General features: G+C 69.2%; 14 protein-coding genes. All 14 read left to right on the forward strand.

Annotated elements, in window-relative coordinates; genetic code table 11:
- Positions 1-2,534 (forward strand): type II secretion system secretin GspD (gene gspD / locus D7W79_RS12900; protein WP_208729719.1); only part of this gene is annotated, 2,534 nt, incomplete at its 5' end.
- A 5-nt stretch (positions 2,535-2,539) separates the two neighbouring features.
- The gene (gene gspE, locus D7W79_RS12905; RefSeq protein ID WP_120525672.1) at positions 2,540-4,366 is read left to right on the forward strand and encodes a type II secretion system ATPase GspE; all 1,827 of its coding nucleotides are present in this window, start codon (positions 2,540-2,542) and stop codon (positions 4,364-4,366) included.
- 6 nt (positions 4,367-4,372) lie between these two features.
- Positions 4,373-5,629 (forward strand): type II secretion system inner membrane protein GspF, encoded by a 1,257-nt coding sequence (gspF, locus tag D7W79_RS12910; RefSeq protein WP_120525673.1) that lies wholly within the window; start codon positions 4,373-4,375, stop codon positions 5,627-5,629.
- A gap of 15 nt (positions 5,630-5,644) precedes the next feature.
- Complete coding sequence (locus D7W79_RS44260; protein ID WP_167497692.1) at positions 5,645-5,788, forward strand: hypothetical protein; 144 nt, start codon at positions 5,645-5,647, stop codon at positions 5,786-5,788.
- Positions 5,789-5,865: 77 nt separating this feature from the next.
- Entirely contained in the window at positions 5,866-6,285 is a 420-nt protein-coding gene (gspG, locus tag D7W79_RS12915) for a type II secretion system major pseudopilin GspG (RefSeq protein WP_120525674.1), read from the forward strand.
- A gap of 57 nt (positions 6,286-6,342) precedes the next feature.
- On the forward strand, positions 6,343-6,810 hold the full coding sequence (locus D7W79_RS12920; protein WP_120525675.1) for a type II secretion system protein GspG: 468 nt from the start codon (positions 6,343-6,345) through the stop codon (positions 6,808-6,810).
- An 8-nt stretch (positions 6,811-6,818) separates the two neighbouring features.
- Positions 6,819-7,544, forward strand: a complete 726-nt coding sequence (locus D7W79_RS12925) for a pilus assembly FimT family protein (protein ID WP_120525692.1) — start codon at positions 6,819-6,821, stop codon at positions 7,542-7,544.
- 8 nt (positions 7,545-7,552) lie between these two features.
- On the forward strand, positions 7,553-8,470 hold the full coding sequence (locus D7W79_RS12930; protein WP_244221743.1) for a prepilin-type N-terminal cleavage/methylation domain-containing protein: 918 nt from the start codon (positions 7,553-7,555) through the stop codon (positions 8,468-8,470).
- A complete protein-coding gene (locus D7W79_RS12935; RefSeq protein ID WP_120525677.1) occupies positions 8,467-9,141 on the forward strand; it encodes a type II secretion system protein GspJ in 675 nt (224 codons plus the stop codon). The genes D7W79_RS12930 and D7W79_RS12935 overlap by 4 nt, the downstream gene beginning before the upstream one ends.
- Positions 9,141-10,586 carry a type II secretion system protein GspK gene (locus D7W79_RS12940; protein ID WP_120525678.1) on the forward strand — a complete coding sequence of 482 codons (1,446 nt, stop codon included), beginning with the start codon at positions 9,141-9,143 and terminating at the stop codon, positions 10,584-10,586. The genes D7W79_RS12935 and D7W79_RS12940 overlap by 1 nt, the downstream gene beginning before the upstream one ends.
- A gap of 1 nt (position 10,587) precedes the next feature.
- Complete coding sequence (pilM, locus tag D7W79_RS12945; RefSeq protein WP_120525679.1) at positions 10,588-12,195, forward strand: pilus assembly protein PilM; 1,608 nt, start codon at positions 10,588-10,590, stop codon at positions 12,193-12,195.
- 1 nt (position 12,196) lies between these two features.
- Positions 12,197-12,754 carry a type II secretion system protein M gene (locus D7W79_RS12950; RefSeq protein WP_120525680.1) on the forward strand — a complete coding sequence of 186 codons (558 nt, stop codon included), beginning with the start codon at positions 12,197-12,199 and terminating at the stop codon, positions 12,752-12,754.
- A gap of 3 nt (positions 12,755-12,757) precedes the next feature.
- Positions 12,758-13,738 carry a type II secretion system protein GspN gene (gspN, locus tag D7W79_RS12955; protein ID WP_120525681.1) on the forward strand — a complete coding sequence of 327 codons (981 nt, stop codon included), beginning with the start codon at positions 12,758-12,760 and terminating at the stop codon, positions 13,736-13,738.
- Positions 13,739-13,851: 113 nt separating this feature from the next.
- A complete protein-coding gene (locus tag D7W79_RS12960) occupies positions 13,852-15,483 on the forward strand; it encodes a sigma 54-interacting transcriptional regulator (protein ID WP_120525682.1) in 1,632 nt (543 codons plus the stop codon).
- Positions 15,484-15,485 lie beyond the last annotated feature (2 nt).

The following is a 15,485-nucleotide window of genomic DNA, read 5'->3' on the forward strand; positions in this document are numbered from 1 at the left end:
GTACCCCTGCCCCCGCTCCCGCGGCCCAGGGTGAACGTGACCGGACCATCACCCCGCAGGGCAACGGCAACGCCGCGCCCGCGGAGAACCAGGGCCCCCGCCAGGTGCCCTCGTGCGAGCAGGCCCGGCGCAACGCGCGCTACGGCATCTACTTCGACAAGGTGGACATCGAGAAGCTCGTCCAGACCGTGTCGGACGCCACCTGCCGCACGTTCATCCTCCCGGAGAACGTGCGCGGGAAGATCTCCATCATCGGTCCGGAGAACGGCCGCGTGGAGGTGGACGCGGACTCGTTCTACTCCGCGTTCCTCGCCGCGCTCGACGCAAACGGCCTGGCCGTCTACCCGTACGGCCGCTTCCTGAAGATCGTCGACAAGCGCTCGGCGAAGCAGAACCCCATCCCGACCATCGTGGACGAGGACACCCCGTACACGACGAACGAGCAGATGGTCACCAAGCTGTTCAAGATCAAGTACGTGGAGGTGGAGCCGCTGCGCGGCGTCCTCCAGCAGCTCGTGTCCAAGGACGGCGACACCATCCCGTACCCGCCGGACACCATCATCGTCAACGACGTAGGCTCCAACATCCACCGCCTGGAGCGCCTCATCAACCAGCTGGACAGCCGCTCCTCCAGCGACGAGATGCGCATCATCCAGGTGCAGTACGCCACCGCGCAGGACGTGGCCAACACCATCCAGAAGCTCTTTGAAGCCAAGGCCGGCGCGGGCGGCCGCGCGGGCCAGCGCCCCGGCAACTTCACGCAGGGCACCCCCGGCCAGCCTCCTCCCGGCGCCGAGGGCGTGGTCGGCGGCACCGACACGGGCGGCGCCGCGACGCTGTCGCAGATCATCCCGGACGAGCGCACCAACAAGCTCATCGTCGTGGCCAGCCCCGCCGCCTTCGGCCGCATCCAGGACCTGGTGCGGGAGATCGACATCCCGTCCGGCAGCGGCAACAAGATCAACGTCTACCCGCTGGAGAACGCCAACTCCGAGGAGCTGGCCAGCACGCTCCAGTCGCTCGCGCAGGGCACCGCCAACCGCCCCCAGCGCGGCCCCATCCCGCAGCAGCCGCAGGGCCTGCCGCGCGCGCCCGCCCAGGCCGCGGAGCTGTTCAGCGGCGAGGTGAAGATCTCCGCTGACAAGGGCACCAACTCGCTGGTCATCGTCGCCAGCCAGGCGGACTACAAGAACATGGTCCAGATCATCCAGCAGCTGGATCAGCCGCGCCGCCAGGTGTTCGTGGAGGCGGTCATCATGGAAGTGAACCTGGACCGCAACAGCGAGTTCGGCATCAACTTCCACCAGGGCTTCAGCCTCAAGACGGACGACGGCGCCATCCCCGGCATCCTGGGCACCAACTACTCCGGCGGCTCCATCCCCCCGTCCTTCTCCCTGGCGAACCTGGCCAGCATGGGCGGCTTCCTCGCCGGCATCCAGGGCCCCGTCCTGCCGGAGCTCAAGGCGCTGGGCATCGACATCCCGGCCTTCGGCGTGGTGCTCAACGCCATGCAGCAGTCGTCCGACGTGAACGTGCTGTCCACGCCGCACCTGCTCACCAGCGACAACGAGGAGGCCGAGATCACGGTGGGCCAGAACGTGCCCTTCCAGTCCGGCTTCACCCCGTCCGCGCTGGGCAGCTCCATCACCGGCGCCGGCACCGGCACCAACGGCGGCATCAACCCGTCGCTGCTGGGCTCGCTGGGCGGCCTGGGGTCGCTGTACGCGCCCATCACCCGCCAGAACGTGGAGCTGAAGCTCACCGTCAAGCCGCAGATCAACGAGAGCGACTACATCCGCCTCGTCATCACGGAGCAGACGGAAGAGATTGCCTCCTCGGACCCCGTCCTGGGCCCCACCACGTCGAAGCGCAGCGCGAAGACGACGGTCATCGCCAAGGACATGGAGACGGTGGTGATTGGCGGCATCATGCAGGACCGCACGCTGGAGTCCGTCTCCAAGGTGCCGGTGCTGGGTGACATCCCGCTGCTGGGCCACCTGTTCCGCGACACCACGCGCCGCAAGACGAAGACGAACCTGCTGCTCTTCCTGACGCCCTACATCATCCGCGGCCAGGAGGACTTCCGTCGCATCTTCGAGCGCAAGATGAAGGAGCGGCAGCAGTTCGTGGAGCAGTTCTACGGCCAGGTCCCCGGCTACGACGTCGCGGTGGACTTCAGCCGCAAGCCCGGCCCCCTGTCGCGCATGAACCAGGCCGTCATCAAGGAAGAGCAGCGGGTGGAGAACGGCGGCAGTGGCACGGGCAACGAGCGGGTCATCCGTCCCGCTGGCGCGCCCCCGGCCGCTGGCGGCGCGGCGCCCGCCGCTCCGTCTCCCGCGCGGCCGGGCGGGCAAGCCCCGGCTCCGCAGGAAGGTGCCACGCCCTCCCCCGAGGGCGAGCAGGCGCCGCGAAATTTAGAGGCGCCTCCGGAGGGTTCGGAGAGATCAGTCCCCGCGCCACAGCCCGAGGTCATCGCGCCCACGCCGGACGCGGACGCCGAGCGGCTGCGCATCCAGCCGGGAGACGGAGAGTAAGGACCATGGACCTGACCGCCGACACCACGACCTCTCAAGACACCGCCGCGACGCCCGCCGTGTCCGGCGGCCGCAACGACGCCACCCAGGTCGTCGCCCACGGGCAGGCCTACCTCTGTGGCCGGCCGCTCGGGGAGATCCTCCGCGCGCTCGTGCCCGCCCTCACCCCGGAGAAGATCCAGGAGGCGCTCGCCACCCAGCAGGAGAAGGGCGGGCGGCTGGGTGAAGTCCTGGTGGGCATGAAGGCGGTCAGCGAGGAGGACGTCGCGCGCGCCCTGGGCCACCAGCTGGACCTGCCCTACCTCCAGCGCATCTTCGTGGAGGAGGTGGACGCGGAGCTGGTCAAGCGCATCCCCATCAACTTCGCCCGCCAGACGCAGCTGCTCCCGCTCTCCATGGAGGGTGAGGAGGTGGTGCTCGCGGTGGCGGATCCGCTGGACACCACCGCGCTGGACCACGCGCGCCTGCTCTTGGGCCAGTCCATCCAGCCGCGCATCGCGCTGGCCTCCACCATCGTGGACGCCATCAACAGCGTGTACGACCGCTCCGTCAACGAGGCGGAAGCGCTCGTGGACGAGATGGAGACCACGGAGGACCTGGACTCGCTGGCGCACGAGCTGGAGGAGCCCAAGGACCTGCTGGACGCGGACGACGAAGCCCCCGTCATCCGGCTGGTGAACTCCGTGCTCTTCCGCGCCGCCAAGGAGCGCGCGAGCGACATCCACATCGAACCCATGGAGCGCGAGCTCCTGGTGCGCTTCCGCATCGACGGTGTGCTCCAGGAGGTCATCAAGCCGCCCAAGCGCTACCAGAACTCCATCATCGCGCGCGTGAAGGTGATGGGGCAGCTGAACATCGCGGAGAAGCGCCTGCCGCAGGACGGCCGCATCCGCATCAAGCTCGCGGGCCGCGACATCGACATCCGTCTGTCCACCACGCCCACGTCCTTCGGCGAGCGCATCGTCATGCGTCTGCTCGACAAGACGGCGACGCTGCTGGACCTGGCGGAGATCGGCATGAGCCCGCAGGTGCTGGGCAACATGGAAGCCGTCATCAAGCGCTCGCACGGCATCGTGCTGGTGACGGGCCCCACGGGCTCCGGAAAGACGACCACGCTCTACGGCGCGCTCTCCAAGATCAACACCACTGACCTCAACATCCTCACCGTCGAGGACCCGGTCGAGTACCAGCTCAAGGGCATTGGCCAGATGGCCATCGCCCCGAAGATTGGCCTCACGTTCGCGCAGGGCCTGCGCTCCTTCCTCCGCCAGGACCCCGACGTCATCATGGTCGGTGAGATCCGCGACAAGGAGACGGCGGAGATCGCCATCCAGGCGTCCCTCACGGGCCACCTGGTGCTCTCCACGGTGCACACCAACGACGCCGCGGGCGCCGTGACGCGACTCGTGGACATGGGCGTGCAGCCCTTCCTCGTGGCGTCGTCGCTCACCGGCATCCTCGCCCAGCGCCTCGTGCGCCGGGTGTGCCCGGACTGCCGGCAGGCCTACACGCCCACGGACGCGGAGCTGAAGGAGCTGGGCTACACGCTCGCCAGCTTCAAGGCGAAGTTCAACACGGACCGCATCTACCGCGCTGTGGGCTGCCCGTCCTGCAACCGCAACGGCTACCGCGGCCGCTCCGGCATCTACGAGTTCCTCTTCGTGGACGACGACGTGCGCCAGCTGGTGCTCAAGAACGTGGACGCGTCCACCATCAAGAAGTCCGCCCTGTCCAAGGGCATGACGACGCTGCTCGACGACGGCGTGCGGAAGATCGCCATGGGCGAGACGACCATCGCCGAAGTGCTGAGCATCACGCAGGAGGACATCTAGTCCGCCATGCCCGTCTTCGAATACAGAGGCCTCGACTCCCACGGCAAGCAGAAGAAGGGCTTGCTGGAAGCGGACTCGCCCAAGACGCTGCGCTCCAAGTTGCGCGCGGATGGCATCTTCCTGACCGACGTGCTCGGGCAGGCGGAGGGCAGCCGCGCCGGCGTGTCCAAGGGCGCCAACGCGTCGCTCGTGGCGCGCGACGTGGACCTGCGCAAGCTGGCCGGTGGCCGGGTCAGCACCGAGGACGTGGCCATCCTCACCCGCCAGCTCGCGACCCTGCTGGGCGCGGGCGTCACCATCGTGGACTCGCTCAACGCCCTGGTGGACCAGGCGGAGAAGGAGCGCCTCAAGCGCGCCCTCTCCGACATCAAGCAGCGCGTGAACGAAGGCTCGTCCCTGGCGGACGCGTTCAGCCAGCACCCGAAGATCTTCCCCAGCATCTACATCAACATGGTGCGCGCGGGTGAGGCCTCCGGCGCGCTGGACACCGTGCTGCTGCGCCTGGCGGACTTCACGGAGAACCAGGCCAAGCTGCAGCAGAAGATCATCGGCACCATGCTCTACCCCGCCATCATGATGCTGGTGGGCGGCGGCATCCTGGTGCTGCTGATGGTGTTCGTCGTCCCGAAGGTCACGAAGATCTTCGAGACGATGAAGGCCACCCTGCCCCTGAACACGCGCATCCTCATCGCCGCGTCCAACTTCATGCAGGCGTGGTGGTTCCTGGTGATTCCGTCCATGGTGGCGGGCTTCATCTTCTTCATGCGCTGGACGAAGAGCCCCAAGGGCAAGCCCAAGTGGGATCGCTTCACGCTCAAGGCCCCCATCTTCGGCAGCCTCGTGCGCCTGCTGGCCATCTCCCGCTTCGCGCGCACGCTGTCCACGCTGCTCAAGAGCGGCGTGCCCATGCTGGCCGCGCTGGACATCGTCAAGGCGGTGATGACGAACTCGGTGCTGGCGGACGCGGTGGAGAACGCCCGCGAGTCCATCCGCGAGGGCGAAAGCATCGCCACGCCCCTCAAGCGCTCCGGCCAGTTTCCGCCGCTCGTGTACCACATGGTCGCCATCGGTGAGAAATCAGGGCAGTTGGAGGACATGCTCCTGTCGGTGGCGGACTCCTACGAGACGCAGGTGAACGTGCGCATCGGCGCGCTCACCAGCCTCCTGGAGCCCATGCTCATCGTGGTGATGGGCGTGATGATTGCATTCGTCGCCCTCAGCATCCTGATGCCGATTCTGCAGGTGAACACGGCCATCCATTAGGAGCAGGGGCGCACGATGAACGACACGCTCGACCGGTGGATCCAGCGCGCCACGCTGACGGGGCTCCTGGCCCTGGCCGCCACGCTGGCGACGGTGGGGGCCACCCTCTACGCCCACCGGGACCCGCCCGCGGCCGTCAGCCCGGGCACCCCTCCCTGACGCGAAGCGCTTCTGACATCCCGACACACCCATGGCGCGGTGGCTTGCCAGAAAGTCACCCGAAGGTGAGTGAAGACATGCACACGACGAACGCGAAGAAGCAGCAGCGCCGCAAGAACCGCGGCATGACCCTCATCGAGATCATGGTGGTCATCACCATCCTCGGGCTCATCGCGGCGGCGGTGGGCGTGGCCGTCATCCCGAAGCTGGAAGAGGCCAAGCAGGACACCGCGAAGCTGGACATCCGCAACATCCAGAGCGCGATGAAGCTCTACTACACGAAGAAGGGCTCCTACCCGGACACCGCCACGGGCCTCAAGGCGCTGGTGGACACCCAGAACCTGGAGCGCATGCCGCTGGACCCCTGGGGCCGCGAGTACGTCTACATGAACGAGGGCGGCAAGCCGGTCATCACCAGCTACGGCGCCGACGGCAATCCGGGCGGCGAGGGCTCCGACGCCGACATCTCCTCCAAGGAACAGAACGCCCGGCAGTAACGGGCGTTTCCTGAAGCAAAGCCGCGCCTCCCGCGTGTTGTCGTAGGAATGCCCGTGATGACCCCCGAGCACACTTCCTCCCCGACGTCCGCGCGCGAGGCGCGACCCGTTTCCGGCAAGCAGGCCCGCGCCCGCTCGTCACGCCTGGGCCGGCTGCTGCTCCTGGGCGTCTTCGTTGGCGCCAGCCTGCTCGCGTTCGCGCTGGTGTGGGCCACCGAGGACAACACCCTCACGCCCACGCAGCGCCAGGCGCGCGAGCAGATCCGCCGCCTGGAGGGCTTCTTCAAGGCCCACCACCGGCTGATGGGCTTCTTCCCCTCGCAGGCGCAGGGCTTCCAGCCGCTCATCGACTCCAAGGTGATTGACGGGACGCCCATCGACCCGTGGGGCCACCCGTACGTCTACCGCATGGAGGGCAAGACGGGCGCCGTGTTGTCGCTCGGCTCCGACGGCAAGCCCGGCGGCACCGGCGAAGCCGCGGACATTTTCAGCGGCGGCATCGTGGCACAGGAGGTGCAGCCTTGAAGACGGTCATGTCCCTGCCCGCTCCCGCCCGCCGCCGTCGCGCTCCGCGCGGCCTCACGCTGATTGAGATCTCCATCGCGCTGGCCATCGCGGCGGTGATGTTCGCCGCGGTGACCGTCGGCATCGGCGCCATCACCGGCGCGAAGGCGAAGGGCAGCGCCACGGAGCTGGCGGGCGTCATCCGCTCGCTCTACGACTCGGCGGCGCTCAGCGGCAAGACGTGCCGGCTGGTGTTCGAAATCCCCGACCCGAAGCGCGAGCAGCCCACGCGCTACCACGCCGAATGCGCCGCGGGCGGAGTCACCACCTCGCGCGACCGGGACGCGGCGCTGCGGGACGAGGCGCGCGACCGCGAGCGCACCACGCGCGAGGGCAACAACGGCGGCGACGCGCGCAAGAACTACACGCGCTCCGAAGGCTCGCAGCCGTCCGCGCAGGAGCTGATGGAAGAGGAGAAGACGCGCATCGAGTCGCAGGCCACCTTCTCCGCGTACACCGCGGAGGAGATCACCCCCAAGGAGCTTCCGGCGGGCGTGGCGGTGTCGGTGTGGACGCGGCAGCAGCGCGAACCGGTGGAGAGCGGCGTGGCCTATCTCTACTTCTTCCCGCAGGGCTACACGGAGAGGGCCATGGTGTTCCTGCGCCAGGGCGACAACGCGTGGACGTTGGACGTGTCACCCCTGACGGGCAAGGTGTTCATCGCACCCGAGGCCCTGGAGGTGCCCCGCTCATGAGAATCCCCATGCGAAGGCGCTCGGGCTTCACCCTGCTGGAGACGATGGTGGCCATGGCCATCCTCAGCGTCGCGCTGATGGCCATCTTCGACCTCAACTCCGGCGCGGTGGCCAACCACGTCTACACCAAGCGGCTCACCGTGGCGTCGCTGCTGGCCCGCTCCAAGATGACGGACCTGGAGCAGAAGCTCTACGACGACGGCTTCGAACAGGACGACGACGAGCAGTCCGGCGACTTCTCCGACGACGGCTGGCCCCAGTTCAAGTGGCGCGCCCGCATCATCGCGCCCAAGACGGACGGCGTGACGCCGGATCAGCTCATTGGCGCCATCTTCAACCTGCCCATTGGCCCCAACAGCTCCGGCGACCCGATGGGCGGCCTGGCCGGCCTCTTCGGCGGCAGCACCGGCGGAGACAGCAAGGGCGGCAGCACGCCGCCCGGCGGCACCACCACGGCCAGCCCCCTGGGCGCATCCGCCATGAGCATGGCGCAACCCATGTTCACGCAGATGGTGGACCAGCTCACCAAGTCCGTCCGCGAGGTGCACCTGACCGTGTACTGGAAGGAAGGCACCCAGGTGGAGAGCGTGGACGTGGTGACGCACGTCGTGTCGCTGGGGCCCGGTGGCGACCGCAACGGCGGCTTCACGCCCAACGCGGGCAGCACGGCGGGCGCGGAGAACCAGTGGGTGAACCCGCGCACGGGCCAGGTGGTGGACAACCCCATCCCCGGCCCCAACGGCCAGATGCTGGATCCGAACACGCGCGAGCCGCTGGTCAACCGGGCGGCGGTCCTCAACCAGCTCAACAACCCGAACGGCCGTCAGGGCGGCGCCAACGGCAACACCGGCATCAACCCGCGCCTGCCCGGCGGCATCTTCAACGGCGGCCTCCCGGGCATGCCGCGTGGGGGGAGCACCCGATGAAGCGTCGCATGCGTGGCTTCACCCTCATGGAGGTCATGGTCGCGGTGGGCATCACCGCCCTCATGGGCACCGTCGTCGCCATGGCCTTCCAGACGGGCATCAACGCGAAGGAGGTCGTGGAGGGCGAGGCGGAGCGCTACCGCATGGTGCGCGTGTCGCTCAACCGCATGGCGCGGGAGATCGGCTCCGCCTTCGTGAGCGACCGCTACGATTTGCGCCGCTTCCGCGACCAGAACGACCGGCCCACCAACTTCATTGGCGAGCGCGACAAGCTGACCTTCACCACGTTCGCGCACCAGCGCCTGTACACGGACGTGAAGGAGTCCGACCAGGCGGTGGTGGAGTACTTCGTGGAGAACTCCAGCGAGCGCGGCGCCCGGCAGCGGCAGGACCTGAAGCGGCGGGTGAACCCCAACGTGGGGGACCGCATGGACCGGGGCGGCACCACGGACGTGCTCTTCGAGGGCGTCAAGGGCGTGGAGTTCGCCTACTGGGATTCGGAGAAGAAGGAGTGGGATGACGAATGGGACACGCGGCGCACGGAGAAGAAGGCCATCCTCCCCACGCGCGTGCGCATCACCGTCATCGCCCTGGATGAGGCGGGCAAGGAAGCGCGCTACACGACGCAGACGCGCATCGTGCTCAACACGGAACTGCCGAGGTTCAACTGATGGCCCTCCCCTACTTCCAGCAGGCGTTCCGCCGGCGCGGCAAGGCGCGGGCCGCGGTCCCGCCCCAGGCGCCGCAATCGCCGGCCGCTCGCAAGCACAAGCGCTCGCGCGGCGTGGCGCTCATCATCGCGCTCGTCTCCATCACGCTGCTCACGGTGGTGGCCACGGAGTTCGCCTACAACAGCCGCGTGGACCTGCAGCTCGCCGCCAACCAGCGCGACGAAGTGCGCGCCTACTACATGGCCCGCTCCGGCCTGTCGCTGGGACGGCTCCTGCTGCGCTTCCAGAAGCAGGTGGACGCGACGCCCATCCCCAACCCCGCCAGCCTCCTGAGCTCGCTGGGCGGCATGCTGGGCGGCGCGGGCGCGGGTGGCGCCGGTGGCGCCGGTGGTGCGGCGGCGTTCCAGCCGCAGTCGCTCAACATCCAGCTCTGGAAGCTGGCCCGGGTGGACTGCCACATGCTCAAGGGGCTGGTGAAGAGCGACGGCGCGGAGGGCCAGGACGGCCGCCCCGTGGAGACGGAGCCCGTGCAGGTGGACTCCAAATTCCAGATGGAGGGTGAAGAGGGCGCCGAGGGCGGGGGCGCGGCCACGCAGATGGCGGCGCAGATGCAGCGCCGCTCTTTCGGCGGCTTCGAGGGCTGCTTCCTCGCGACCATCAGCGACGAGGAGGAGAAGCTCAACGTCATGCGCCTGAACACCGGCGGCGCGGAGGCGCAGGCCACCGCCGCGCGCATGATGGACATGTTCTCCGACAAGCGCTTTGAGTTCCTCTGGCAGCAGGACGACGCCAACAAGGTGCGCTCCACGCCGCAGGACACCGTCATCGCGCTGAAGGACTGGTCGGACGAGGACACCACCCAGTCCACCCTCAATCCCAAGGACCCCACGAACCCCTTCGTCGCGGGCTTCGCGGACGAGGGTTCGCCGTACAGCCGCTACGAACCGCGCTATGACGTCAAGAACGCGCGCTTCGACAGCCTGGACGAGCTGTACCGCGTGCATGGCGTCAACGACCGCTTCATGGCGGCCTTCCGCGACCGGCTCACGGTGTACCCGGACATCAACTCCAAGCCGAACGTCAACACGGACGACCCCATCATGCTGGGGCTGGCCATCATGTCCGCCGCGGACCCCAACCGGCCGGATCCGCGCCTGACGGACCCGGTGTTCCTCAACGAGCTCATCAGCCGCATCCGCGCCGCGCGCATGTTCAACTTCTTCGGCATGTCGGTGTCGGACTTCGTGGGCGTCGTGGAGCAGGCCGGCATCGCCGTCAATCCGCTCATCAAGGGCAACGTCCAGCAGAACCGCTACCTGGGCGACAAGAGCAAGACATTCACCATCAAGTCCGTGGGAGAAGCGGGCAGCGTCCAGAAGACGCTCACCGCGGTCATCCGCCTGGACGACGGGCTGGGCAAGCTCGTGTATTACAGAGAGGAATAGCATGGCCCGCATTCTTGGCCTGGACCTGGGCAGCCACTCCGTGAAGGGGGTGGTGCTCACCTCCGGAGCGAAAAGCAGCACCACCCAGGCCTACGCGGAGGTGCGCCGCGCGCAGGAAGGCGAGCGCGCGGAGACGCTGCGCGCCGCGGTGGAGGAGCTGCTCGGGAAGATGCCGGATGGGCACGTGGACCAGGTCGTCATCGCCCTGCCCGGCCCGTCCCTCACCACGCACTCGGTGAGCCTGCCCTTCTCCGACAGCAAGCGCGTGGAGGCGACGCTGCCCTTCGAGGTGGGCAGCCAGCTGCCGTTCGACATCTCGGAGGTCGTCTACGACTACCAGGTGGTCGGCCAGAAGGACACCGGCGGCAAGGACAAGGCCGCGGACCTGCTGGTGGGCGTGGTGCGCAAGGAGGAGCTCCAGTCGCTGCTGGCGCTCTTGGGCGGCCTCCAGGTGGACCCGCGCGTCATCACCCACCCGGCGCTCGCGTACCAGAACCTCTTCACCCAGATGCCCGGCCTCTTCGAGGGCGCGTCCGAGGGCGGCCCGGTGGCGGTGGTGGACATCGGCCACGAGCGCACGTCGGTGGCCATTGGCCAGCCGGGCAAGGGCGTGGAGTTCGCGCGCACCTTCGCGGGCGGCGGGCGCGACCTGACGCGCGCGCTGGCCACGGAGTTCCAGACGACGCTGCCGGAGGCCCACGCGTGGAAGGAAGCGCACGGCGCCATGGCGAGCGCCGCGCAGGGGCCGGACGCCGAGCGCGCCGCGAACGCCTTCGTGCGCGGCCTGCAGCCGGTGCTGCGCGAGCTGCGCCCGTCCTTCAAGGCCTTCGCCGCGCGCACCCGCCGGCAGGTCTCCGCGGTGGTGCTGTGCGGTGGCACCGCGCGGATGCCGGGCCTGGCCGAGCAGCTGTCGAAGGATTTGAACCTGCCGGTGCGCGTGATGGCGCTGCCGGCGGACGCGGCCGCGATGATTGGCCCCAAGGAGACGCCGTCCGCGGCGCAGGCGTACGCGCTGGCCATGCGCGGCAACGCGGCCGGGGCGAAGGCGCCGCGCTTCAACCTGCGCCGGGGTGAGTTCGCCTTCAAGGGCGGCTACGACTACGTGAAGGACCGGCTGGGCCTCCTGGCCTCCTTCGCGGTGACGTTGCTCTTGCTGCTCATCGCCTTCGGGGTGGTGCGCAACACGGTGCTGTCGCGCCGCGAGGCGGAGGTGGACGCGGTGCTCTGCAAGACGACCCAGCGCATCCTGGGCACCTGCGAGACGAACTACGACCGCGCCCTCAACATGCTCAAGGGCGTGGAGAGCCCCGCCGCCGCGCTGCCCGCGATGTCCGCCGTGAACCTGCTGGCGGAGGTCACCCAGCGCGTCCCGCCGGAGGTGCCGGTGAAGTTCGACCGCATCCAGGTGGACCTGGACCGCATCATGCTCCAGGGGGAGACGGACAGCTCCAAGCAGATCGACACGCTCTCCGCCGCCTTGAAGGGCCACCGCTGCTTCAAGGACGTGAAGGAGGGCAAGGTGGAGAAGACGCGTGACGGGCAGAAGGTGACCTTCCGCCTGGACGTGCAGGTGCAGTGCCCCGGCGAGAAGCAGGGGGGAGAGACCTGACATGGGAAAGCTCAAAGAACTCTTCGCGCCCCTCCAGACGTGGTTCGAGCGGCTCTCCGACCGCGAGCGCAAGCTCGTGGCGCTGGCCGGCTCCGCGGTGCTGGTGTTCGTGCTCTTCGTCACCCTCTTCAGCTTCGCCAACAGCGCGCAGGGCTACCGCCGGCGCACGCAGGACAAGCTGGCGAAGCTGCAGGAGGTGCAGGCCCTGGCGACCAGCTACGGCCAGGCCCAGGCGGAGCGGCAGAACGTGGAGCAGCAGCTCACGCAGAGCAACGTGCGGCTCATCACGTACATTGAAGACAAGGCCACCGCCGCGGGCCTCACCGTCCCCAACATGACGCCCAAGGGCGACGTGGGCGTGGGGGACGGGAAGATCATCGAAAGCTCCGTGGAGCTGACCTTCACGGACGTGGACCTGCGCAAGCTGACGGACTTCCTGCGCACGGTGGAGACGGGCCCGGGCATCGTGAAGGTGAAGTACCTGCGCGTGGAGCCCCGGCCCGCCACGGACACCCTGACGGCGTGGACGACCGTCGCCACCTACCGGATGAAGCAATAGCCCATGGCCACTGAATCCAAGACCGCCCGCTGGAAGCTCGTCGTGGGCTACACCGCCTTCGCGGTGGTGGCGTTCGTCCTCTGCCTGCTGCTCACGTTCCCGTACGACGCGGTCCGCACGCGGCTGGTGACGGAGGCCGCGGCCCATGGGCTCGCGGTCCGCATCGGCGGCCTGCGGCCCGGGCTCTCCGGCGTCACCGCCACCAACGTGCGCGTGAGCAAGCCGCCCACGCCGCTGGGCGCGGACGCCGTCGCGGCGCTCGCCCGGGGCGAGTCCGGCGGGCTGGGCCCGGATGAATTGGGTGAGGCGCTCGTCTTCGACAGCGTGGCGCTGCGTCCGTCCGTCTTCCCGCCCGGCGTGGTGATGAAGCTGAAGGGCATGGGCGGCACGGTGGACGTCCACGTGGGCGGCCTGAGCGGCACGTCGCTGAACGTGGACGTGGACGGCGTGCAGGCCAGCGGCGGCAACCTGCCGAAGTACACGGGCGTGGACATGGAGGGCACCCTCAACGCGAAGCTGGCGCTCCAGGCGCCGGGCACGATGATGCGCGGCCAGCCGGTGGACTGGTCCCAGGCGTCCGGCACGGTGGCGCTGGACACCCAGGGGCTCACCATCAAGGGCGGCAAGGCGGCCATCCCCATGGGTGGCGGCCCCGCGATGCCCATGGAGCTGCCGCGCGTGGTGCTGGGCGAGCTGAGGGGTGACCTCCAGTTCGACAAGGGCCTGGGCACGGTGAGGGATTTGAACCTCAAGAGCGAGGACCTGGAGGGCGCCGGCACCGGCACCGTGAAGCTGGGCCGGCGGCTGGAGTACAGCGAGCTGGCGCTCGACGTGCGGCTGAAGTTCGAGCAGGCCTTCCAGCAGCGGCTGGGCCCCCTGGCGCTCGCGGTGAACATGCTGCCGCAGGACCGGGAGACCCCGGGTTGGCGCGGCGGCCGGCTCAGCGGCATGGTGAGCAGCCCGCGCTTCGGTCCCAAGCGGTAGGACCCCGGGGGTCGGTTCCGTCCCTCCCCCACCCTCGGGTTGATGCCCGCGCACGCGCCGTGTAAAGCGCTGCGCGCGGCCCCGGGCGTCCGGGGGCTGGGAGAGAGTTCGTAATGCCGGAGCTGGTGTTCTTCCGTCGAGGCGAGGAAGTGCTGCGGGTGGCGGTGGACCGGGCGCGGGTGGTGCTCGGCCGGGGCGACTCGAGCGATGTGGCCGTTCCGGATCCGGAGGTGAGCCGCCAGCAGGTGGCCCTCCTGTGGGACGGACAGAAATGCCGCGTGGAGGACCTGTCCGGCAAGGGCACCAAGGTCGCGGGCGCGGTGGTGGAGCGCGGCGACCTGCCCGACGGCGCGGACATCGAGCTGGGCCAGTGGCGCGCGGTGTTCCGGCAGCACAGCGCCAGCGAGGACGCGGACGTGGCCACGGAGGCCGGCAACAGCACCTCCGTGCAGGGCCGGGACGCGCAGCGCTGGCAGGCCGCGCAGCTGCGGGTGAAGCAGGGCGGCACGGAGGCCGTGCACCGGCTCACCGGCGACAGCTTCACGGTGGGCAAGGACGCGGGCAACGACCTGGTGCTCCAGGACCGGTTCATCTCCGGGCGGCACCTCAAGGTGACGCGCCGGGACGGCGTCTTCCACGTCGTGGACCTGCGCTCCACCAACGGCACGTGGCTGGGCCCGGTGCGCCTCTTCGAGGCGGAGGTGACGCTGCCCACGTCGCTGCGCGTGGGCGAGGCGGAGCTGATTCTGGAGGCCGTGCCCGCCGCGAAGAAGGAGGCCCAGGCCTTCCACGGCATCTTGGGGAGCGACCCGTCGGTGCGGCAGCTCACGGACCTGATTCAGCGCGTGGCGCCGTCCACCGCGGCCGTCACCATCCTGGGCGAGTCCGGCACGGGCAAGGAGCTGGTGGCGAACGCGCTGCACGCATGCTCGCCGCGCGCGAACCGGCCGCTCATCCCGGTCAACTGCGCCGCCATCTCCAAGGAGCTGATTGAGAGCGAGCTGTTCGGCCACGAGAAGGGCGCGTTCACCGGCTCCGTGGGCGCGCGCAAGGGCGCCTTCGAGGAGGCCGACGGCGGCACGCTGTTCCTGGACGAGATTGGCGAATTGCCGCTGGACCTCCAGGCGAAGCTCTTGCGCGCACTGGAGAGCGGTGAAATCAAGCGCGTGGGCGCCAGCCGCCCCCTGCACGTGGACGTGCGCGTGGTGGCGGCCACCAACCGCGACCTGCTGGCGGCGGCGCGCGAGGGCCGCTTCCGCGAGGACCTCTACTACCGCCTGTGCGTCGTGCCGCTGCACCTGCCGCCCCTGCGCAACCGCCGGGGGGACGTGGTGGCGCTGGCGGAGCACTTCGTGCGCGCGTTCGCCCCGCGCGGGCAGACGGTGCGCTTCACCCAGGCCGCACTGGACCGGCTCCAGCAGCACGCCTGGCCGGGCAACATCCGCGAGCTGCGCAACGTGGTGCACCGCGCGCTGCTCCTGCGCAAGGGCCCGTCCATCGACGGAAGCGACCTGTCCTTCGACCAGGAGGTCAACCGCGAGACGGGCATCACCGTGCCGGAGCTGCCGCCGGGCATGACGCTGGAGCAGATGCTGGAGAAGCTGGAGCGGCAGATCATCGAAACCGCGCTGCGCCGCTTCAACAACAACCGCGAGCGCGTGGCGCGTGAGCTGGGCCTCGCGCGCTCCACCCTCTTCAAGCGCCTGAAGGACTGGGGCCTGACGAAGCAGGACGAGCAGGAGTAGCT

Origin of the sequence: Corallococcus exercitus (assembly GCF_003611585.1) — a bacterium.
Lineage (GTDB): Bacteria > Myxococcota > Myxococcia > Myxococcales > Myxococcaceae > Corallococcus > Corallococcus exercitus.